Origin of the sequence: Thalassobaculum sp. (assembly GCF_040219615.1) — a bacterium.
In the GTDB taxonomy this organism is placed as follows: domain Bacteria; phylum Pseudomonadota; class Alphaproteobacteria; order Thalassobaculales; family Thalassobaculaceae; genus Thalassobaculum_A.
In genome coordinates this window covers 151,825-172,649 of record NZ_JAVJSE010000024.1, presented here as the reverse complement: position 1 = coordinate 172,649, position 20,825 = coordinate 151,825, and the positions used below count along the sequence as shown (strand labels likewise).

Annotated in this window: 21 protein-coding genes and 1 riboswitch; of the genes, 8 read left to right on the top strand and 13 right to left on the bottom strand. The window is 70.3% G+C overall.

Annotation, left to right across the window (positions count from 1 at the left end):
• Positions 1 to 153: 153 nt before the first annotated feature.
• The 4 genes from RIC31_RS14145 to RIC31_RS14130 all read right to left on the bottom strand — a co-directional run bounded on the left by RIC31_RS14145 (position 154) and on the right by RIC31_RS14130 (position 3,202).
• Positions 154 to 771, bottom strand: coding sequence for a uracil-DNA glycosylase family protein (locus RIC31_RS14145; RefSeq protein ID WP_350108565.1), 618 nt, complete (start codon positions 769 to 771; stop codon positions 154 to 156).
• 155 nt (positions 772 to 926) lie between these two features.
• Entirely contained in the window at positions 927 to 2,441 is a 1,515-nt protein-coding gene (gene betC / locus RIC31_RS14140; RefSeq protein ID WP_350108552.1) for a choline-sulfatase, read from the bottom strand.
• Between the two features lie 147 nt (positions 2,442 to 2,588).
• Complete coding sequence (locus RIC31_RS14135) at positions 2,589 to 2,921, bottom strand: type II toxin-antitoxin system RelE/ParE family toxin (protein ID WP_350108549.1); 333 nt, start codon at positions 2,919 to 2,921, stop codon at positions 2,589 to 2,591.
• 8 nt (positions 2,922 to 2,929) lie between these two features.
• A complete protein-coding gene (locus RIC31_RS14130; protein ID WP_350108546.1) occupies positions 2,930 to 3,202 on the bottom strand; it encodes a type II toxin-antitoxin system Phd/YefM family antitoxin in 273 nt (90 codons plus the stop codon).
• Positions 3,203 to 3,364: 162 nt separating this feature from the next.
• Positions 3,365 to 3,443: riboswitch (SAM riboswitch) on the top strand.
• Positions 3,444 to 3,587: 144 nt separating this feature from the next.
• Between RIC31_RS14130 and RIC31_RS14125 the strand changes: the two genes are divergently transcribed.
• Positions 3,588 to 4,904, top strand: coding sequence for an O-acetylhomoserine aminocarboxypropyltransferase/cysteine synthase family protein (locus RIC31_RS14125; RefSeq protein ID WP_350108543.1), 1,317 nt, complete (start codon positions 3,588 to 3,590; stop codon positions 4,902 to 4,904).
• A gap of 63 nt (positions 4,905 to 4,967) precedes the next feature.
• On the opposite strand, the gene RIC31_RS14120 is transcribed toward RIC31_RS14125, so the two are convergent.
• The 4 genes from RIC31_RS14120 to pyk all read right to left on the bottom strand — a co-directional run bounded on the left by RIC31_RS14120 (position 4,968) and on the right by pyk (position 8,789).
• Positions 4,968 to 5,408, bottom strand: coding sequence for a hypothetical protein (locus RIC31_RS14120; RefSeq protein ID WP_350108540.1), 441 nt, complete (start codon positions 5,406 to 5,408; stop codon positions 4,968 to 4,970).
• A gap of 138 nt (positions 5,409 to 5,546) precedes the next feature.
• Positions 5,547 to 6,170, bottom strand: a complete 624-nt coding sequence (pncA, locus tag RIC31_RS14115; protein WP_350108537.1) for a bifunctional nicotinamidase/pyrazinamidase — start codon at positions 6,168 to 6,170, stop codon at positions 5,547 to 5,549.
• Between the two features lie 108 nt (positions 6,171 to 6,278).
• Positions 6,279 to 7,109 (bottom strand): isocitrate lyase/PEP mutase family protein, encoded by an 831-nt coding sequence (locus RIC31_RS14110; protein WP_350108534.1) that lies wholly within the window; start codon positions 7,107 to 7,109, stop codon positions 6,279 to 6,281.
• Positions 7,110 to 7,373: 264 nt separating this feature from the next.
• Complete coding sequence (pyk, locus tag RIC31_RS14105) at positions 7,374 to 8,789, bottom strand: pyruvate kinase (RefSeq protein WP_350108531.1); 1,416 nt, start codon at positions 8,787 to 8,789, stop codon at positions 7,374 to 7,376.
• 169 nt (positions 8,790 to 8,958) lie between these two features.
• Between pyk and RIC31_RS14100 the strand changes: the two genes are divergently transcribed.
• Both RIC31_RS14100 and RIC31_RS14095 read left to right on the top strand, forming a co-directional pair.
• A complete protein-coding gene (locus tag RIC31_RS14100) occupies positions 8,959 to 9,906 on the top strand; it encodes a DMT family transporter (RefSeq protein WP_350108528.1) in 948 nt (315 codons plus the stop codon).
• Between the two features lie 80 nt (positions 9,907 to 9,986).
• Positions 9,987 to 10,397, top strand: a complete 411-nt coding sequence (locus tag RIC31_RS14095) for a hypothetical protein (RefSeq protein ID WP_350108525.1) — start codon at positions 9,987 to 9,989, stop codon at positions 10,395 to 10,397.
• On the opposite strand, the gene RIC31_RS14090 is transcribed toward RIC31_RS14095, so the two are convergent.
• Positions 10,394 to 11,308: a DMT family transporter gene (locus RIC31_RS14090; RefSeq protein ID WP_350108522.1), complete on the bottom strand. Its 915-nt coding sequence runs from the start codon at positions 11,306 to 11,308 to the stop codon at positions 10,394 to 10,396. The genes RIC31_RS14095 and RIC31_RS14090 overlap by 4 nt on opposite strands.
• Before the next feature lie 537 nt (positions 11,309 to 11,845).
• Complete coding sequence (locus tag RIC31_RS14085; protein WP_350108520.1) at positions 11,846 to 12,586, bottom strand: ABC transporter ATP-binding protein; 741 nt, start codon at positions 12,584 to 12,586, stop codon at positions 11,846 to 11,848.
• Between the two features lie 137 nt (positions 12,587 to 12,723).
• On the opposite strand from RIC31_RS14085, the gene hutC reads away from it, so the two are divergent.
• The 3 genes from hutC to hutH are packed head-to-tail and all read left to right on the top strand — an operon-like array spanning position 12,724 to position 16,657.
• Positions 12,724 to 13,458 (top strand): histidine utilization transcriptional repressor HutC, encoded by a 735-nt coding sequence (hutC, locus tag RIC31_RS14080; RefSeq protein WP_350108517.1) that lies wholly within the window; start codon positions 12,724 to 12,726, stop codon positions 13,456 to 13,458.
• A complete protein-coding gene (hutU, locus tag RIC31_RS14075; protein WP_350108514.1) occupies positions 13,455 to 15,131 on the top strand; it encodes a urocanate hydratase in 1,677 nt (558 codons plus the stop codon). The genes hutC and hutU overlap by 4 nt, the downstream gene beginning before the upstream one ends.
• Positions 15,128 to 16,657, top strand: coding sequence for a histidine ammonia-lyase (hutH, locus tag RIC31_RS14070; protein ID WP_502990126.1), 1,530 nt, complete (start codon positions 15,128 to 15,130; stop codon positions 16,655 to 16,657). Before hutU ends, hutH begins: the two co-directional genes overlap by 4 nt.
• 157 nt (positions 16,658 to 16,814) lie before the next feature.
• Here the strand turns inward: hutH and RIC31_RS14065 are convergent, their stop codons facing one another.
• Positions 16,815 to 17,849 (bottom strand): hypothetical protein, encoded by a 1,035-nt coding sequence (locus RIC31_RS14065; RefSeq protein WP_350108508.1) that lies wholly within the window; start codon positions 17,847 to 17,849, stop codon positions 16,815 to 16,817.
• A gap of 155 nt (positions 17,850 to 18,004) precedes the next feature.
• Here RIC31_RS14065 and RIC31_RS14060 point away from each other — a divergent pair, with 155 nt between their 5' ends.
• A complete protein-coding gene (locus tag RIC31_RS14060) occupies positions 18,005 to 18,367 on the top strand; it encodes a PilZ domain-containing protein (protein WP_350108506.1) in 363 nt (120 codons plus the stop codon).
• A gap of 39 nt (positions 18,368 to 18,406) precedes the next feature.
• Here the strand turns inward: RIC31_RS14060 and RIC31_RS14055 are convergent, their stop codons facing one another.
• Both RIC31_RS14055 and wrbA read right to left on the bottom strand, forming a co-directional pair.
• A complete protein-coding gene (locus RIC31_RS14055; RefSeq protein WP_350108503.1) occupies positions 18,407 to 19,105 on the bottom strand; it encodes a pirin family protein in 699 nt (232 codons plus the stop codon).
• Between the two features lie 31 nt (positions 19,106 to 19,136).
• On the bottom strand, positions 19,137 to 19,739 hold the full coding sequence (gene wrbA / locus RIC31_RS14050; RefSeq protein WP_350108500.1) for an NAD(P)H:quinone oxidoreductase: 603 nt from the start codon (positions 19,737 to 19,739) through the stop codon (positions 19,137 to 19,139).
• A 153-nt stretch (positions 19,740 to 19,892) separates the two neighbouring features.
• Between wrbA and RIC31_RS14045 the strand changes: the two genes are divergently transcribed.
• Positions 19,893 to 20,822, top strand: coding sequence for a LysR family transcriptional regulator (locus RIC31_RS14045; protein WP_350108497.1), 930 nt, complete (start codon positions 19,893 to 19,895; stop codon positions 20,820 to 20,822).
• The last annotated feature ends 3 nt before the right edge of the window (positions 20,823 to 20,825 follow it).

The following is a 20,825-nucleotide window of genomic DNA, read 5'->3' as shown; positions in this document are numbered from 1 at the left end:
GGTGGGTTCCGGAGCCGGACGCTCGCGCGTCCCCTCCGGAATGACGAAGTCGGGGAGGATTCGGCCGTCTTTCCTCCCGCCTCCAACCCCCATTTCGTCATCCCGGAGGGGCTGCGCGAGCAGCCGGCTCCGGGATCCACGGCGCGACGGGCGCTATCCGCCATCTCCGGCCGGGCCGGCACTACCGAGTAGTGCCGCGACCCGGGCCTGCAACTCCGGGATCAGTTCGGCGCGCAGCCACGGGTTCCTGCGCTCGATGTTCATCGACCGCCATGACGGGTGCGGCAGCGGCAGGTAGCGCGGGCCGTAGTCGCGCCACGCCGCCACGGTCTCGGTGAGGGTCTTCCTGCGGGCCTTCCCGAGGTAGCGGGCCTGGGCGTACATGCCGGCCAGGATCACCAGGTCGACATTCGGCAGGTGCTGCAGCACCGGGTCGTGCCACAGCGGCGCGCATTCCGGGCGCGGCGGGGCGTCGCCGCCGTTCGCCAGCACGCCGGGATAGCAGAACCCCATGGGCACGATGGCGATCCGGTCGGCGTCGTAGAAGGTCTCGCGGTCGATCCCCATCCACTCGCGCAGCCGGTCGCCGGAGCGGTCGTTCCAGGGGATGCCGCTCTCGTGCACCTTGGTTCCCGGCGCCTGGCCGACAATCAGGATGCGGGCCGTGGGGCGCACCACCAGCACCGGCCGCGGCCCGAGCGGCAGGTGCGCCGCGCAGTGGCGGCAGGCGCGGATCCGGGTCAGCAGGTCGTCCAGGCTCACTCGGGCGATCCCCTTCGTTCATCGGACCGTGGGTCCCGGAGCCGGCCGCACGCGCGGCCCCTCCGGGATGACGAACGAAGACGTGACAGCCACACCCACTTCGTCATTCCGGAGGAGGCGCGTGAGCGCCTGGCTCCGGAAGCCACCCGCCGCGCGGACCCCGGTCATTCCCCGCGCGGGAAGCGCTGCGTCTCCTCAAGTACGTTCAGGTCCATATGGTTACGCATGTAGCGCTCGGAGGCGCGCTGCAGCGGCTGGTAGTCCCAGGGGTAGTAGGACCCGTTGCGCAGCGCCTCGTACACCACCCAGCGCCGGGCCTGGCTCTGGCGCACCTCTTCGTCGAAGCGGGCGGTGTCCCAGCGCGCGCGCACCAGGGCCGCGAAGCCGGCGGCGGTCGCGGCATGGGCCGGGTCGGCCGCCAGGTTGTTCAGCTCACGCGGGTCGTTCTCCAGGTCGAACAGCTGCGGCGGGTCGAGGTCGCAGTGATTGTACTTCCAGCGGCCGTCGCGGACCGACACCATCGGCGCGTAGGAGCCCTCGGCGGCGTATTCCATCAGCACCGGCGCGCCGCGCTCGCCCCCCTGGGCCAGGGCCGTCAGGTCGCGGCCCTCGGTCCAGGGCAGCACCTCGCCGAGGTCGATGCCGGCCAGCGCCGCCAGTGTCGGGACCACGTCGAGGGTCGAGACCGGCGCCGCCACCCGGCCGGCAGGCAGGCCGGGGGCCGAGACCATCAGCGGCACCCGTGCCGAGCCCTCGTAGAAGCTCATCTTGAACCACAGCCCGCGCTCGCCGAGCATGTCACCGTGGTCGGACAGGAACACCACCACGGTGTCGTCGCGCATCCGGGTGCGGTCCAGCACGTCCAGCAGCGCGCCGATCTTCTCGTCGAGATAGGAGATGTTGGCGTAGTAGGCCCGGCGCGAGCGGCGGACGTTCTCTGGCGTGATGTCGAACGACTTGTAGTCGCTGGCCAGGTACAGGCGCTGCGAGTGCGGGTCCTGGTCCTCGTAGGGGATCGCCGGCACCGTCGGCTCGAGCTCCGGGCAGTCCTCGTACAGGTCCCAGAACCGCCGGCGCGCCACATACGGGTCGTGCGGGTGGGTGAAGCTGACGGTCAGGCACCACGGCCGGTCGTCCCTGCCGCGCGCCAGGTCGTACAGCTTGCGCTCGGCGTGGTAGGCGACCTCGTCGTCGTATTCCATCTGGTTGCTGATCTCGGCGGTGCCGGCGCCGGTGACCGAGCCGAGGTTGTGGTACCACCAGTCGATGCGCTCGCCCGGCTTGCGGTAGTCCGGGGTCCAGCCGAAATCCGCCGGGTAGATGTCGGTCGTCAGGCGCTCCTCCAGGCCGTGCAACTGGTCCGGGCCGACGAAGTGCATCTTGCCGGACAGGCAGGTCTGGTAGCCGGCGCGCCGCAGGTGGTGGGCGTAGGTCGGGATGTCGGAGGCGAACTCGGCGGCGTTGTCGTAGACCCGGGTGCGCGACGGCAGCTGCCCGCTCATGAACGACGCCCGCCCCGGCGCGCACAGCGGGCTGGCGGTGTAGGCGTTGGCGAACCGGGTCGAGCGCCCGGCCAGCGCCCGCAGGTTCGGGGCGTGCAGGAACGCCGCCGGCCCGTCCGGGAACAGCGTCCCGTTCAGCTGGTCGACCATCAGGATCAGGATGTTCGGGCGGCGCATGTGGGGCTCCCTCGGGCGAGTGCGGGATATCTCTAGGCCGGGGTGGACTGTAGGGCTGTTTCAGGATCGACCGACGGGTGTCGCAGCCGACGGATGCGGCAGGGGGCACACCGCCAGCGTCGTCATTCGCCCGGGGTCGGACCGCGCCTAGGGTCGCAGGAGCCGATACCGGAGCTGGGTCTGCATGTCGCGTCGACCGTCGAAGACTCCGTAGACGACGACCCTCCGATCGACCTCGAAGATGCGATAGATCACGCGGTAAGGCGACAGGTGGAGTTCCCGGAACTCGGTGATGCCGAGATCCCTGAGCTCGACCGGAACAGTGCCGCGGGCGGGCAGGGATGACAGTTCGGCGCATGCTTCCTCAAGCCGATCGAGCAGGCGGTCCGCCACCTCCTGCGAGTCCCGGCCGGCCACATAGCCATGGATATCCTCCAGGTCGCGTTCGGCGTCCGCGGCCAGCTCGACGGCGTAGGCCATCGGGACCGCTACTTCTTGACCCGATCACGGACACTCGAGAACGCGTCCTTGAGAGGCCGGGTCTCGCCCTCACGGACGTCCTTGTCGGTCCTGGTCAGCATCGACAGGAGGGCCAGAGTCTCCTGCGTCCGCTCGTAGGAGTCGATGTCCTGGATGACCGCTTTCGCCTTGCCATGCGACGTTATGAGCACGGGTTCCCGGTGCTCCGCCAACTCGCGGATGACTCTCGGCGCGGTGGTCTTGAACTCGCTCACCGACGTGACCCTGTCCGATAGCTTCATGGTCGGCGCCTTTCAAACTTATGACCAGAATATAGTCCGTATTCCGGTTGGTTGTAGCCGAAACTCCACGGCTCGCGACCTTGGTCGGGTGCGGCTGGAACGGCCATTCGATCCCCGTCCCTGCGACCCGTCGCTTGACAGCGCCGCGCCGGCGATGTTCCCTCGGGTTACCGCGCCGATTTGAGCCTCCAGCTTGCGGGCGCGTTACAAATGCAGCTAAAGCGGCGGTCGGGTCGGAACCCGCCGCGAGCTCGTGGCGGGTTTTTCATTGCCCGCACGGCTCGCGGGTTCCGGCCTTTCCGCGCGGTGGCTGCGTTTGGTCCTTCCAACCACGCCCGCCGTCCCGGTATCGGGACGGCCGGCAGCCGCTAAAACGGAGCGACCGATGACCACGTCGAAGAACCCCGAGACCCTGGCCCTGCATGCCGGCTACCGCGCCGACCCGGCGACCGGCGCCGTCGCCGTGCCGATCTACCAGACCACGTCCTACCAGTTCCGCGACACCGAGCACGCCGCCAACCTGTTCGCGCTGAAGGAACTGGGGAACATCTACACCCGCATCATGAACCCGACCTGCGACGTGCTGGAGCAGCGGATCGCGGCGATCGAGGGCGGAGTCGCCGCACTCGCCGTGGCGTCGGGCCAGGCGGCCAGCGCCTTCGCCATCCAGAACCTGGCCAAGGCCGGCGACAACGTCGTCAGTTCGACCGACCTGTACGGCGGGACCTGGAACCTGTTCGCCAACACCCTGAAGGACCAGGGCATCGAGGTCCGGTTCGTCGACCCGGCGGACCCCGAGAACTTCGCCCGCGCCACCGACAAGCGCACCCGCGCCTACTACGCCGAGACCCTGCCGAACCCGAAACTGCAGGTGTTCCCGATCAGGGAGGTCGCCGATCTCGGCCGCGGCTTCGGGATCCCGCTGATCGTCGACAACACCGCCGCCCCGCTGCTGTGCCGGCCGTTCGACCACGGTGCCGCGGTCATCGTGTACTCGACCACGAAGTATATCGGCGGCCACGGAACCTCGATCGGCGGGCTGATCGTCGACGGCGGCAACTTCCCGTGGGAGGACTTCAAGGAGCGCCAGCCGGCCCTGAACACCCCGGACCCGAGCTATCACGGGGCGGTCTGGACCGAGGCGGTCAAGCCGCTCGGCCCGGTCGCCTACATCATCAAGGCGCGCACCACCCTGCTGCGCGACCTCGGCTCGGCCCAGAGCCCGTTCAACGCCTTCCAGACCATCCAGGGCCTCGAGACCCTGGCGCTGCGGATGAAGGCGCATTGCGAGAACGCCGCCAAGGTCGCCGACTTCCTGCAGGGCCATCCGTCGGTCGAGAAGGTGATCTTCCCGGGGCTGCAGGACGGCGAGGCGCGGCGCCGTGCCGACACCTACCTGAAGGGCGGCTACGGCGGGCTGGTCGGCTTCGAGATCAAGGGCGGCAAGGATGCCGGCCGCGGGTTCATCGACCGGCTGAAGCTGTTCTACCACGTCGCCAATATCGGCGACGCGCGATCGCTGGCGATCCACCCGGCGACCACCACCCACAGCCAACTGTCGCCCGAGGACCAGCTCGCCACCGGCGTCTCCGACGGTTACGTCCGGCTGTCGGTCGGCATCGAGAACATCGAGGATATCCTGGCCGACCTGACCCAGGCGCTCGACGCCGGCGCCGATGCTGCGCAGGTGGCGGCCGAATAGCGTCGGGTCGCCGCGATTCCGATACCGGCGGGGGCGGTCGTCGCTCCCGCCGGCCAGCGGCGCTCAGGCCGCGGCCGGCGACGCGCCCTCGTCCTGCCAGCGGTTCTTGCCGCTGAGGAAGTAACGGGTGCCCAACTGGTGGCGCAGGGTCAGGGGGTGGCGTTCGGTGAGGGTCGGGAACAGGCCGGTCTCCTGGGCGAGCGCATGATCCTCGATGATCCGGCCGATCTTGCGCGCGGCGGCGGCGACCGCTTCCGCGGTCGCGCCGTTCCGGCTCGCCATGACCTGGTCGAACGCCGCGCTCAGTTCGTCGGGAGCGGTCCGGGCGCCGAGCTCGCGCAGAACCTCGCGCTCCATCCGATCGTGGTGAACCAGGGATCGCCGGAACCTGTACAACTGATCGGTCCAGTCGTCGTTCTCCGCCGCGGCGGCGTAGGCCAACTCCTGCGCGGCCTCGAGCAGGCGGGAGTGTTGGGTATTGAACAGCAGGAACACGCAGGGCATGTCGGGACTCCTCTCGAGGGCGAGCGTCCACCTGGATTGCCGGGCCCGGCATGGCGGTACGGCACCGTCGCGACAACCGCGCGCGGCCACCCTCGTTCCCGCCATAGGTGGGGATGCCCTCGTCCCGTGTGAACCGCGCTACAGTGTCGCGGCTTGCGAGAGCGCCACCCCGGCCGCCGCCATCTCCTTCAGCGCTGCGTCCAGCGAGCCGTTCAGGTCGATGCCCCGGCAGGCGTCGACGACCACGGTGGTGGCGAAGCCGAGCCGGCGGGCGTCGAGGGCGGAGTAGGCGACGCAGAAATCGGTCGCCAGCCCGGCCATCACGACCGTGTCGAAGCCGCGGTCGCGCAGGTAGCCGGCCAGCCCGGTCGGGGTCTTCCTGTCGTTCTCGAAGAACGCCGAATAGGAGTCGATCGCCGACCGGAAGCCCTTGCGGATGATCAGGTCGGCCCCGTCGACCTGCAGGTCCGGGTGGAACGCCGCCCCGGCCGAGCCCTGCACACAGTGGTCGGGCCACAGCACCTGGGTGCCGTAGGGCATCTCGGCGGTCTCGAACGGTGCCCTGCCGTCGTGCGAGGTGGCGAAGGACGAGTGGCCGGCCGGATGCCAGTCCTGGGTCAGGATCCGGTGCGCGAAGCGGCCGGCCAGCCGGTTGACGACGGGCACCACCGCGTCGCCTTCCGGGACCGCCAGCGCGCCGCCCGGGCAGAAGTCGTTCTGCACGTCGACGACGATCAGGATCTCGGTGTCTCGGGCGGCCATGGACGACTCCAGCAACGCGGGCGGACTGCGGGCGGAAGGGTCATGGTCGTCATCGGCGGCGACAATTCAACCGGGAAAACGACTACTTCCCGGCCGGCGGGCATTCGGTCAGCCGCGCCGGTCCCTGCGGTCGGCGAAGAAGCCGTTGAGTTCGCGGCCCGGCGCGCCCTCCTTCAGGGCGGCGAAGGTGCCGTCGCCGGCGATCTCGCGGGCGGCGCGCAGGAACCCGCCATAGGCGGCACGGGCGAGGGCGCCGCCGACGCTGATCCGGCGTGCGCCGAGCGCGGCCAGCTCGGCCACCGGCCGGCCCATGGTCAGGATGTTCACCGGCTTCGGCGCCACCGCCTGCACGACCGCGGCGATCTGCGCGTCCTCGCCGATGCCGGGGGCATACAGGCAGTCGGCGCCGGCCGCCGAGAACGCCTTCAGGCGGCGGACGGTCTCGTCCAGGTCCGGCCGGCCGACCAGGAAACCCTCGGAGCGCGCGGTCAGCAGCACGTCGCCGCCGGTCCGGTCGATTGCGGCGCGGGCCGCCGCGACCCGGGCCACCGCGAGGTCGAAGTCGTAGAGCGGGGCGTCCGGCCTGCCGGTCGAGTCCTCGATCGAGACCCCGGCGATCCCGGTGTCGCACGCCGCCGCGATGCTGGCGGCGACCCCGTCCGGATCGTCGGCGAAGGCGTTCTCGTAGTCGGCGTTGACCGGCAGGTCGACGGCGGCGACCAGATCGCGCAGATGGGCCAGCACGTCGTCGCGGGTCACCCCGTTGTCGGGCCGGCCGAGCATCCAGGCCATGCCGGCGCTGGTCGACGCCAGCGCCTTGAAGCCGAGCTGCTGCAGCATGACCGCCGAGCCGACGTCCCAGGGGTTGGGAATGACGAAGCAGCCGCTCTCGTGAAGTTTACGGAACGCGGCGCGCCTGGCGGCGACGGACTGGGACATGGCGGGTTCTCCACAAGGCCTCGTTGATTGGCGCGCAGGATGCGGAGGCGGGGCGGCCGGGCGTAGAGCCACTGGCTGCGAAACCCATGGGGCCAGCCGGTGGGTCACGTCGCGCCGTGGGTTCCGGATCGGTCACGCCGTTGCGCGCCCGTCCGGAATGACGACAGAAATGCGGGGCCCGACTTTTACTCAGTCGTCATTCCGGACGGGACCGCCACCGGCGGGACCGATCCGGAACCCACGGAGTGACCGGTCGCAGGACGCTTACGGAATCCGCTCGACGCGCAGCACGTTGGTCGATCCCGGGGTGCCCATCGGGACTCCGGCGGTGATCACCACCTTGTCGCCGCTGTCGCCGAACTCGTCGCGCTTGGCGATCTCGGTGGCGCGCTGGACCACGGCGGAGAACCGCTGCTCCTCGGCCATGTGGACCGCGTGGACGCCCCACGCCATGGCCAGCCGGCGGGCGGTCGCGAGGCTGGAGGTGATGCACAGGATCGGCACCGTCGGGCGCTCGCGCGAGGCGCGCAGGGTGGTCGACCCGGAGGTGGTGTAGGTGATGATGCAGCGCGCCTTGATGCTCTCGGCGACCTCGCGGGCCGCCAGGGTGATGGCGTCCGACACCGTGCCCTCGGGCGTCGGGTGCTCGGCGTGCACATGCGCCAGGTAGTAGGAGTCGCTTTCGACGTTGGTGATGATCTTGTTCATCATCACCACGGCTTCGATCGGGTACTCCCCCGAGGCGGTCTCGGCCGACAGCATGACGGCGTCGGCCGAATCGTACACCGCGGTCGCCACGTCGGACGCCTCGGCACGGGTCGGGGCAGGTGCGGCGACCATGGAATCCAGCATCTGGGTGGCGACGATCACCGGCTTGCCCATGGCCCGGCAGGTTCTCACGATCCGCTTCTGCAGCGGCGGCACCCGCTCCGGCGGCAACTCGACGCCGAGGTCGCCGCGCGCCACCATCACGGCGTCGGAAATCTCGACGATCGCGTCGAGCTGGTCGATCCCGGCCGGCTTCTCGAGCTTGACCAGCACCGCCGCCCGCCCTGCGATCAGCCGCCGCGCCTCGGCCACGTCCTCGGGACGCTGCACGAAGCTCAGTGCGATCCAGTCGGCCCCCATGTCGAGGGCGAAGCGCAGGTCCTTGCGGTCCTTGTCGGTCAGCGCCGAGAGCGGCAGCACCGCGTTCGGCACGTTCACGCCCTTGCGGTCCGACAGCGGCCCGCCGGTGATCACCTCGGTATCGGCGAAGTCCTTGCCGCACTTGACGACCCGCAGCCGCACCTTGCCGTCGTCCAGCAACAGGTCGGTGCCGGGCCCTATGGCCGCGAAGATCTCGGGATGCGGCAGGGTCGCCCGCTCCGCCGTGCCGGGGGCCTGCTTCAGTTCCAGCCGGAAGCGGGCACCGGTCTCCAGGCGGATCGGCCCGCCCGGAAAGGTCCCGACCCTAAGCTTCGGCCCCTGCAGGTCGGCCATTACCGAGATCGGCCGGCCGGTTTCGGCCTCCAGGCCGCGCACGATGTCGAAGCGCGCCTGATGGTCGGCATGGGTGCCGTGGCTGAAGTTGAAGCGGAAGACGTCCACGCCTGCCTCGAACAGCGCGCGGATGCTCTCTTCCGTGGAGCTTGCCGGGCCGAGGGTGGCCACGATCTTGGTACAGCGGTATCGCCTCATGGTGCTGATCCTAAACGCGAAGTGCCGGCGACGTAAGCGACGATCTGATGACGCTCGACGGGAAACCGTCGGCCCGGTCTTGCGGAACCGCCGCTACGGGATAGTCTGCTAGGCAACGGAATATGGGAGGAAGATCGTGAGCAGTTCCGGGAGCGCCACGGATGCCGGCATGAGTCGGACCATGGTCTGGCTGGCCTATCTCGCGGCCTTCGCCGGGGTCTGCGGCCATGCCTCCAGCGAGTTCGTGGTGAAGCTGACCGGCCTCGCCGGGGCCGAGGTCTCGGTCTGGCGCTTCACCCTCGGCGGGCTCGCGCTGGTGCTGGTGGCGCTGTCGCAGCGCGGCAGCCGCGACCTGATCACGCCGCTGCGCCAGGATCCGGTGCCGGTGATCGGCCTGTCGATCTTCGGCATGACGCTCGGCCAGTTCCTGTTCCACTGGGCGCTGGACTATGCCTCGGTGGTGCAGGTCGCGACCCTGGTCACGACCATGCCGATCTTCGTGGTGTTCGTCGCCCGGATAGTCGAGGGCACGCCGGTCACGGCGCCGAAGATCGTATCCGGCATCGGCGCCTTCCTGGGCTGCCTGTTCCTGCTGACCGACGGCGTGCTGCACAAGGTGGAGGGCGAGATCGACACCCTGCCCGGCATCCTCCTGGCGCTCGGCTGCGCGTTCATCGGCGCCTTCTACCTGGTGCTGGTGCGGCCCTACATCAAAACCTACGGCGCGATCCGCATGACCACCTACACCTTCGCGCTCGGGGCGCCGTTCCTGTGGGTCGTCTGCGGGGTGGCCTGGGGGATCTGGGTCGACCCGCTGACCCTGTTCGACCGGCCGCCGGGCCAGGCCTGGGCGCTCGTCACCCTCGGCATCTGGAACACCTGCATCGGCTTCATCCTGTGGCTCTGGGGCCTCGGTCACGTGCCGGACCCGGCGCGCGGCAACTACCTGTTCTTCCTGAAACCGGTGATCGCCGCCCTGCTGGCCTACTTCATTCTCGGCAGCCACATCACGGTCACCCAGATCCTGGCGATCGTCGCCGTCACCGGCTTCGTGCTGGGCGAGATCTTCTACGACGAGATCCGCCAGGCGCTGGCTCGCGGCCGGGCCAGGGCCTGACGCGACGCCGGGCTTGACCGGGTCGGCCGCGTGCAACACCGTCGACGGACGGTTCGCTGCGGCTCGGCGAGAATGCGGCCATGGAGTATCGCTACGCCGTCGACCGGCGGTCGACCCATGTCGAGATCGAGTTTGCCGGCCGGCTGGTGGCGGACGCCATCGTGGCGATCCTGGACGACATCTCGTGGCGCGAGATCCGGGCCGGCAAGCGCGGCCTGCTCTGGGACCTGCGTCGCGCCGACCTCAGTGCCTACCGTATCGAGGACATGACCCGGGTCCGCGCCTATGACGAGGAGGGGGCGAGCCACGTCCCGGCGTCGGTCGCAAGCCCAGGGGCGGCTGGGCCGTTCCGGATCGCGGCCGTGTTCCGGGGCGATGCCAACCACCTGATCCTGCGGCTCTGGCAGTCGTCGGGCGAGCGCCCGGACGACCTGGAACGCCGCAGCTTCGACGACATCGAGGAAGCGCGCCGCTGGGTGGCCGCTCCCTAGGCGCGCCGCCGCTCCGCCAGCCAGATGCCGCCCAGCACGAAGCCGAGGGCGAGTCCGTGATGGACCTGGAACTGCTCGCCGAGCACCACCACACCGAGGCCGGCGGCGAAGATCGGCACCAGGTTGACGAACAGCCCGGCGCGGGCCGGCCCGATCAGGTCGACCGCCCGCAGGAAGCAGATCTGCGCCACGAAGGACGGGAATACCACGACATAGGCCAGCACCGCCCAGCCCACCGCGCTCGGCCAGATCAGCGTCCCGGAGACCGCCTCGATCACCGGCAGCGGCAGGGAACTGACCAGGGCGGCGATCGCCAGCACCGAGAACATCGCCAGCCCCGACACCGCCGGTCGCCGGCGCAGCGCCACCGTGTAGCCGGCATACAGGGCGCAGGCGAGGATCATCAGCAGGTCGCCGTCGGCGAAGGCCAGGGTCGCCAGCATCGACAGGTCGCCATGCGAGGCGACCAGGGCGACGCCGACCATGGTGACCGCGACGCCCGCCACCTGCACGACCGTCACCGGGGTGCGGAACACGATGTAGGCGCCGATCATCACGAACACCGGGATGGCGCCCTGGATGATGCCGATGTTGATCGCCACGGTGGACTGCGCCGCCAGGTAGAACAGCGCGTTGAAGGCGGTGAAGCCGAGGGCGCCGAGGGCGGCCAGGAAGCCGAGCCGCGACCGCAGCACCGGCCAGGCCTCGGCCACCGCCCGCCGCGCGAACAGCGCGATCAGGATCGCCACGCCGACCCAGCGCATGGTGGTCAGCAGCAGCGGCGAGATCTCGCCTACCGCGATCCGGCCGGCGATCGCGTTGCCGCCCCAGCTGAGCGTTGTGAAGATCAGCAGGACATAGGCGTTGCCGAGCAGCCCGCTCGACGCGGTCCCGGATGTCGACGTGTTCACGGTGCCTCCCCGGCCGGCATCGGACGCGCCGGCGAGCGGTGGGTTCGGGTCTTTTTCATCCCCTCTCTATCCGATCGCGGCGGATCGCGGTACCCGCGTCACCGTCCGCCGTTTCGTGGGTCCCGGCTCCGTGCCGCCGTCGGCGGCCCGATCCGGGATGACGTCAATGGGGGGCGTCCGCAGTGCCCGCACACCGGCGGTGGTGTCGCCGCAGGTTGCGCAAAGTCGAGCTCAGCTCGGCTTTGGCCAATTGTTCGCAGGCGGCGACCGGGCGTCACCGGCTTCGCCGGGGAATTTCCTGCTCTCCCGGCGCTACCGGGACAGGAGAGAATTCGGGTGGTCGCGGGATCGCTTCGATCCGCTGCGCCGCCCGTCGCTCGGTGGGTCCCGGAGCCGTCCCGGACCAGATCCGGGACCCTCCGGGATGACAATGGAAGGGCGGCGCACCCCCACTCTCGTCATTCCGGAGGGGGCGCGCGAGCGCCCGGCTCCGGAACCCACGGAGCGACGGGCGACGGCAATTGGCCAAAGTCGCCCTCACGCCATGGCCGCGCCGAGTGCGTCCTCGACCCGGACACGGGTGGCGACGAAGCCGGGATCGGTGCGGATCCTGCGGGCCGGCAGCTCGACCGTCAGGTCGGCGACGATCCGGCCGGGCCGCGGCGACAGCACGATCACCCGGTCGGCCAGGTAGACCGCCTCCTCGACATCGTGGGTGACCAGCAGCACGGTCGCCGGCGTCGCCTGCCGGACCCGCACCAGCAGATCCTGCATCTCGTTGCGGGTGATCCGGTCGAGCGCGCCGAACGGCTCGTCCAGCAGCAGGGTGCCGGGGGCCGGCGCCAGCGCCCGGGCCAGGGCCGCACGCTGCGCCATGCCGCCGGACAACTGGGCGGGCAGGGCGCGCTCGAACCCCTGCAGGCCGACGGCGTCGATCCAGTCCGCGACCCGGCGGTCGGCCTCGGCCCGCGGCATGCCGGCCTCGTCCAGGCCGAAGCGGATGTTGGCGGCGACGTCGAGCCAGGGGAACAGCGCCGGCTGCTGGAACACCACGCCGCGCTCCGGGCCGGGACGGTCGACCGGGCGGCCGTCGACGGACACCGTGCCGGCGGTCGGACGGTCGAGCCCGGCGACCAGCCGCAGCAGGGTCGACTTGCCGCAGCCGGACGGTCCGACCAGCGCCACGAACCGGCCGTCCTCGACCGTCAGGTCAACCGGCGCGAGCGCCTCGGTGCTGGCAAATCGGCGGGTGATCCCGCGCAGCGCGATGATGGCCATGGCTCTTCCTCGCTGGGAGCGGCGGTTATGCCATCGCCGCCGGACCCGCGAAAGCCGGGCGTGAAGAATCCGGTTGCAGGAATCTTGTATATACAAGCATGATGTCCGGACTTCAGATGCCGGGAGTTGTCCGTTCCGTGAGCGAAGCCGCCGTTCCCCGCTATCAGGCCGTCAAGGACTGGCTGGTCGATCGCATCGGTTCGGGCGAACTCCGGCCGGACGACCGGACGCCGTCGGAGAACGAGCTGGTCGCCGAGCTGGGGGTCAGCCGCATGACCGCCAACCGGGCGCTGCGCGAGCTCGCCGCCGAGGGCGTGCTGCGGCGGGTCCAGGGGCTCGGGACCTTCGTGGCCGACGCGCGCCCGCAGTCCGAACTGATGGAGCTGCGCAACATCGCCGACGAGATCCGTGCGCGCGGGCATGAGTACCGGGCGGAAGTCCGGGAACTCGCGGCGGTCTCCGCCGGCGCGACCGTCGCCGCGGCCCTCGGGGTGGCGGTCGGCGACCGGGCGTTCCATTCGGCGATCGTGCATTTCGAGGGCGGCCACGCCGTCCAGTTCGAGGACCGCTACGTGAACCCGGCGGCAGCGCCCGACTACCTGGCCCAGGACTTCGCCCGCATCACCCCGAACGAATACCTGACGCGGGTGGCGCCGACCCCGCATGTCGAGCATGTGGTGGAGGCGGCGATGCCGCCGGACCGGATCCGCTGCGCGCTCGGCATGCGGATCGGCGCGCCCTGCCTGCTGCTGCACCGCCGCACCGCTCTCTCGAACCGCGTCGTCTCGCGTGCCTGGCTGTGGCACCCGGCCGACCGCTACCGTCTCGGCGCCGCCTTCGACGTGGCGCCCGTCAAGGAGGACCGCCCATGACCGCCGACAACCGTCTCGACAACGCCCGCAGGATCCGCGCCGCGCGCGGCCCCGAGATCACCGCCAGGAGCTGGCAGACCGAGGCGGCGATGCGGATGCTGATGAACAACCTGGACCCGGAGGTCGCGGAGAAGCCGGAGGGCCTGGTGGTCTACGGCGGCATCGGCCGGGCGGCCCGCGACTGGTCGAGCTACGACCGCATCGTGGCGGCCCTGAAGCGCCTGGAGGACGACCAGACCCTGCTGGTGCAGTCCGGCAAGCCGGTCGGCGTGTTCCGCACCCACCCGGACGCGCCACGGGTGCTGATCGCCAACTCCAACCTGGTCGGCAAGTGGGCGACCTGGGAGCATTTCCACGAGCTCGACCGCAAGGGCCTGATGATGTACGGCCAGATGACCGCCGGGTCCTGGATCTACATCGGCAGCCAGGGCATCGTGCAGGGCACCTACGAGACCTTCGTCGAGGTCGGGCGCCGGCATTTCGGCGGCAGCCTGAAGGGCAGGTGGATCCTGACCGCCGGCCTCGGCGGCATGGGCGGCGCCCAGCCGCTGGCCGCCACCATGGCCGGCGCCTCGATGATCGCGGTCGAGTGCCAGCCGAGCCGGATCGAGCGGCGGCTGGAGACCCGCTACCTGGACCGCAAGGCCGACAGCCTGGACGAGGCGCTGGCCATCGTGAACGACGCCTGCGCCAGGGGCGAGGCGGTGTCGGTCGGCCTGCTGGGCAACGCCGCCGAGGTCTACCCGGAGCTGGTGCGCCGCGGCGTGAAGCCGGACGTGGTGACCGACCAGACCAGCGCCCACGACCCGATCAACGGCTACCTGCCGGCCGGCTGGACCCTCGACCAGGCCGAGCGGGCGCGCGAGACCGATCCCGACGCGATCGCCAAGGCGGCCAAGAAGTCGATGGCGGTGCACGTCAGGGCGATGCTCGACTTCTGGCACCAGGGCATCCCGACCCTCGACTACGGCAACAACCTGCGGCAGGTCGCGCTCGACGAGGGCGTCGCCGACGCCTTCGACTTCCCGGGCTTCGTGCCGGCCTACATCCGGCCGCTGTTCTGCCGCGGCGTCGGGCCGTTCCGCTGGGCGGCGCTGTCCGGCGACCCCGAGGACATCTACCGCACCGACGCCAAGGTGAAGGAGCTGATCCCGGACGATCCGCACCTGCACAACTGGCTCGACATGGCGCGCGAGCGCATCAGCTTCCAGGGCCTGCCGAGCCGGATCTGCTGGGTCGGCCTCGGCCAGCGCGACCGCCTGGGCCTCGCCTTCAACGAGATGGTCGCCAAGGGCGAGATCGGCCCGGTGGTGATCGGCCGCGACCACCTGGACTCCGGCTCGGTGGCCAGTCCGAACCGCGAGACCGAGGCGATGCGGGACGGTTCCGACGCGGTCGCCGACTGGCCGTTGCTGAACGCCCTGCTGAACTGCGCCTCGGGCGCCACCTGGGTGTCGATCCACCACGGCGGCGGCGTCGGCATCGGCTACTCGCAGCACGCCGGCATGGTGATCGTGTGCGACGGCACCGACGCGGCGGCCAGGCGGCTGGAGCGGGTGCTGTGGAACGATCCCGCGACCGGCGTCATGCGCCACGCCGACGCCGGCTACGACATCGCGGTCGAGTGCGCGCGCGAGCATCAGCTCGACCTGCCGTTCCTGGGAGGTGCGTGATGGCTGGCCTGACGATAACCCCCGGCGAGCTGGCGCTCGGCGACCTGCGGCGGCTGTACCGCGAGCGGCCGACCCTCGCCCTGGACCCGGCGGCGCGCGAGGCGATCGCCGATTCCGCAGCGACCGTCGCCCGGGTGATCGCCTCGGGCAAGGTGGTCTACGGGGTCAACACCGGCTTCGGGAAGCTGGCGCAGAAGACCATCCCGGCCGACCGGCTGGCCGACCTGCAGAAGGCGTTGGTGCGCTCGCACTGCGCCGGGGTCGGCGACCCGCTGGCCGGCGACATCGTGTTCCTGATCCTGGCGCTGAAGGCCAACGGCCTGGGGCGCGGCCATTCCGGCATCCGCGGCGAGGTGATCGACGCGCTGCTGACCCTGGCCAACAGGGGCGTGCTGCCGGTGATCCCCGGCCAGGGCTCGGTCGGCGCCTCCGGCGACCTGGCGCCGCTCGCCCACATGTCGGCGGTGCTGATCGGCGAGGGCGACGCGGTGCAGGACGGCCGGCCGCTGCACGGCGAGGCGGCCCTGCAGGCGGCCGGGCTGACGGCGGTCGAACTGGCGCCCAAGGAGGGGCTGGCGCTGCTGAACGGTACCCAGGTGTCGACCGCGCTGGCGCTGGCCGGGCTGTTCGAGATCGAGCGGGTGTTCAACGCCGCCCTGGTGGCGGGCGCGATGACGGTCGACGCCGCCATGGGCTCGGACACCCCGTTCGACGCCCGCATCCACGCGCTGCGCGCCCATCCCGGCCAGGCCGAGACCGCGGCGGTGTACCGCCGGCTGCTGCACGGCTCGGCGATCCGGAACTCGCACCTGGAGTGCGACCGGGTGCAGGACCCGTATTCGCTGCGCTGCCAGCCGCAGGTCATGGGTGCGGTGCTGGACCACCTGCGGTTCGCCGCCGGGCGGCTGGCGGCCGAGGCCAACGCGGTGTCCGACAACCCGCTGGTGTTCAGCGACACCGGCGAGGTGATGTCGGGGGGCAACTTCCATGCCGAGCCGGTGGCGTTCGCGGCCGACCAGATCGCCATCGCGGCGTCCGAGATCGGCGCGCTGTCGGAGCGCCGCACGGCGATGCTGATGGACGTCAACATCTCGACCCTGCCGCCGTTCCTGGTGGCCGAGCCGGGCATCAACTCCGGCTTCATGATCGCCCAGGTGACGGCCGCCGCCCTGCAGTCCGAGACCAAGCTGCTGGCGTCGCCGGCCAGCATCGACAGCCTGCCGACCTCGGCCAACCAGGAGGACCACGTCTCGATGGCGACCCACGGGGCGCGGCGGCTGCTGGCGATGGCCGCCAACCTGCGGCGGATCGTGGCGGTCGAGCTGCTCTGCGCCGCCCAGGGCGTCGACCTGCGCCGGCCGCTGGCGACGTCGCCGGCGCTGGCCGAGGCGGTGGCCGAGGTGCGCAACGTCGCCGAGTTCTTCGAGCACGACCGCCAGGTCGGCCGCGACATCGAGGCGGTGGCGGCGCGCATCGGGGCGGGGGCGTTCGACCGGATCGCCGGGGTGACGGTGGAGGGAGGCTGACATCGCCCGTCAGGCCCGTCTTCCCGTGGGTCCCGGAGCCGGACGCTGACGCGTCCCCTCCGGGACGACGATCAATTCTCCTCCGTCATCCCGGAGGGGCGGCGCGAGCCGCCGGCTCCGGGACCCACACACCGCCTCGGCATCTCGAATTGGCTGTCTACCCCAGCCGCGGCGCCGACTTCTCCAGGGCCCGGATCTTCTCGAGCCCCGGCACCATCTCGGCCAGCAGGAAGTCGACCCGCTTGTTCGGGCTGCCGGTGGCAGTCGGGAAGTCGGTGTGCCAGCGCTCGAGCTTGACCGACAGTCCGCACAGGATGCCGCCGACCGTGTGGTGGTGGCTCTGGATCAGCTGCCGCAGCACGCCGTAGCGCTCGCGCGACAGGTCCTTCCAGAACTCCTTGCTGGTCTCGTCGAACGCCTGGAACCGCGACAGCACGAAGCGAATGGCCTCGTCGACGTTGGAGGTCACGACCTCGCAGGCCCGCATGGCGTCGCGATTGTGCCGCAGATGCGACTGGACGATGCCCTCCTGCATCCAGGCCTTGAACACCTCGAAATCCGGTCGGAGCTGGTCGAGGTAGCGCTTGAAGTAACTGAGCGACAGGAAGATGTCGCCGTAGTCCTCGAGGAAGCCCGGGATCTGCTCGATGTCGAGGCCGAGCGCGTCGGAGATCGCCTTGATCCGGCGCAGCGCCTCCTCGCGGTCGACCTCGCGGAACATGTCGATGATCTGGGCGGCCGAGGAGATGTCGCGGGTGTCGTCGCCGAACACCTTGGCGACCAGCGGGCGGGTGAACACCCGCATGTAGCCGGTCAGCTTCTCCTGCATCTTCCCGGACAGCCGCAGATGCTCGGCCTCGTCGACCTTGAGGTTGTGCGAGCGCAGGGTGAGACGCAGCGAGTACACGTCGAAGCTGGGCGCCTCCGCCAGCGCCTCGATGATCACCCGGTCCTCGATGAAGGTGGCGTCGGACGCGTCGAAGAAGTCCGACAGCCCGGCAATGTCGATCTGGCCGGAGCCCGAGCGGGCGTCGCGGAACAGCTCGACCACGGTCTCGAAGCGCGCGTTCTTGATCAGACGCGGCCGCCGCAGGCCCGGTGTCTTGAGCGGGATGATCGCCAATGGAAGGATGTGCAGAGCATCCTTCTCGTCGTCCGAGTAGAACTCGGACTCCATCGCTTCCGCCGACATCGACTCCCCCCTACGACCGCCGACGGAGCGGTATCGGACCGATCTTCATCGCCCTTCATTATCAGACACGGCGCCGGCCGAAAAGCCGGACGGCTCGCGTCGTGTCGGCGAAACGCCTAAAGTGATCGCCGAATGCCGGTGATAGGGAGCGCGGTGTGCGCTGGCTCAAGCGGATCTTCTCGAATTCTCAACGCGACGCCGAGCGGCGGCGGTACCCGCGCTATCCGGTGTCGGCGCAGGTCGAGGTCGACGTGGCCGGCGGGACCGTCGAATGCGTTCTCGACAACGTGTCGGCCGGCGGAATCCGGCTGATGCCCGGGGTGTCGGCCGCGGTCGGAGAGACAGTCACGGTGCGGCACGCCGCGTCGGGCCTGTCGCTGCCGGGCCATGTGGTCGGCCTGGATGACGGCGGAACCCGCGTGAAGTTCGATTCCGAGGACGCCGGCATCGTGGTGTCCTCGTGGCTGCGCATGGCGCAGGAGGCCGACGGGCGGGAAGGCGAAAGCGGCGACCGGTAAGCGCCGCCGCTCCGCGATTCCCGGCCGAAGCCCCGGCGGTCAGGGCACGTCGACCAGCACGATCTCGGCATCCTCGGTGGCGTGGACCTCGATGTAGTCCTCGTCGGCGATCGCCACGCCGTCGCGGGCGTTGGCGGCCTGGCCGTTCACCGTGATCGACCCGGTCGCCGCCACCAGATAGGCCTTGCGGCCCTTGGCCAGGCGGTGGGTGACGCTCTGCCCGGCCTTGACGGTGGCGCCGATCACCGCGGCGTCCTGGTTGATCCGCAGCGCATCCTCGTCACCTTCGCGGCCCGACGCCAGCACCACCAGCTCACCGGCCCGGTCGCCCTTCGGGAAGCTGCGGGCCTCCCAGCGCGGCTCGAAGCCGTTGCCGGACGGCAGGATCCAGATCTGGAAGATCTGCGTGTCGTCGTCCTCGAGGTTGTACTCGGCGTGCACGATCCCGGTGCCGGCCGACATCACCTGCACGTCGCCGGCCTCGGTACGGCCCTCGTTGCCGAGCCGGTCGCGGTGGGTGATCGCGCCCTTCCGGACATAGGTGATGATCTCCATGTCGCGGTGCGGGTGCGGGTCGAAGCCGGTGCCCGGCCTGATGGTGTCGTCGTTCCACACCCGCAGGGCGCCGAAGCCCATGCGCTGCGGGTCGTTGTAGTGGCCGAAGCTGAAGTGATGACGGGCGGCCAGCCAGTCGATGTTGAACCGCCCGAGGCTGTCGAATGGACGAACGTCGATCATAGTCGGTCTCCTTGACCGCCGGCCGCGCGTCTCAGGCGGCGGCCAGCTTGGTGGCGATGCGGGCGACATGCGCGCCCTGGAACTCGGCGAGTGCCAGTTCCTTCTCGGAGGGCTGACGGCTGCCGTCGCCGCCGGCGATGGTGGCGGCGCCATAGGGCGAGCCACCCTTGACCTCGCTGATGTCGGCGAGCTGCGGCGCGGCATAGGGCAGGCCGACCACGACCATGCCGTGATGCATCAGGGTGTGGTGGAACGAGGTGATGGTGGTCTCGTTGCCGCCGCCGGTGCCGGTCGAGGCGAACACGCTGCCGACCTTGCCGACCAGGGCGCCCTTGGCCCACAGCGCGCCGGTCTGGTCCAGGAAGTTGCGCATCTGCGCCGCCATGTTCCCGAACCGGGTCGGGGTCCCGAAGATGACCGCGTCGTAGTCGGCCAGCTCCAGCGGATCGGCGATCGGCGCCGCCTGATCGACCTTGGCCTTCATCCGGGTCGTGACCTCCTCCGGCATCAGCTCCGGCACCCGCTTCACCGTCACCTCGGTACCCGGCACGCCGGCCGCACCCTTCTCGACCGCCCGGGCCATGGTCTCCACATGACCCCAGGTCGAGTAGTACAGCACAAGAATCTTGCTCATGGTCGCGCCTCGTTCTGTTGCGTCCGGATCGGCCTGACCCGGTTCGGGTCGGGGTTGCCGTCTGGATCGAATGGACTGAGGCTCATCTAATCGTTGCCTTCAGTCGCCAGAAGGCCGATTATTTGGACATATAGTTTCTTGTGGGAAACAATCATGCTCGACAACCTGTCCGCCATGGCCAGCTTCGCCCGGGTCGTGGACGAGGGCAGCTTCTCGAAGGCGGCGATCCGGCTCGGGCTGTCGAAGTCGGCGGTGTCCAAGCAGGTCGCCCGCCTCGAGGACAGGCTGGGCACCCGGCTGCTGAACCGCAGCACCCGCCGGCTGGCCCTGACCGAGGCTGGCGCCCGCCTGTACGAACGCTGCCAGCGCATCATCGCCGAGGCCGAGGCGGCCGAGCAGGAGGCCGGTTCCATGCAGACCGACCCGTCCGGCCTGCTGAGGATCACCACCGGGGTGTCGTTCGGCCAGCTGCATCTGGCGCAGCATCTGCCGGCCCTGATGGAACGGTATCCCGGCCTGTCGGTGGAACTGGTCCTGAACGACCGCATCGTCGACATGGTGGAGGAGGGCTACGACGTCGCGCTGCGGATCGCCGAACTCGCCGACTCGCCGCTGATCGCCCGCCGGCTGGCGCCGGTCCGGCGCATCCTGGCGGCGTCGCCGGCCTATCTGGAGCGTCGGGGAACCCCCGCGACACCAGGCGACCTGCAGGATCATTCCTGCCTCGGCTACAGCCTCAGCACCGGCGGAACCGTATGGACCCTGGACGGCGCCGACGGGGTCTACCAGCACCGCTACCACCCCCGGATGATCGCCAACAACGGCGACTCGCTGTCGCGGATGGCGGCGGCCAGCCTCGGCATCGTGCACATGCCGACCTTCATCCTGTGCCCCTATCTGCAGGACGGGACCCTGGTCCAGGTGCTGCCGGACCACGAGCCGCGGGCGGTGGCGCTGTACGCTGTGTATCCGCCGGGCCGGCCGCTGGCCGCCAAGGTCCGCGCCTTCATCGACTTCGCGGTCGAGACCTTCACCGACCGGCCGTACTGGGACGAGCCCGATCGGGACGAACCCGGCCGCTGACCG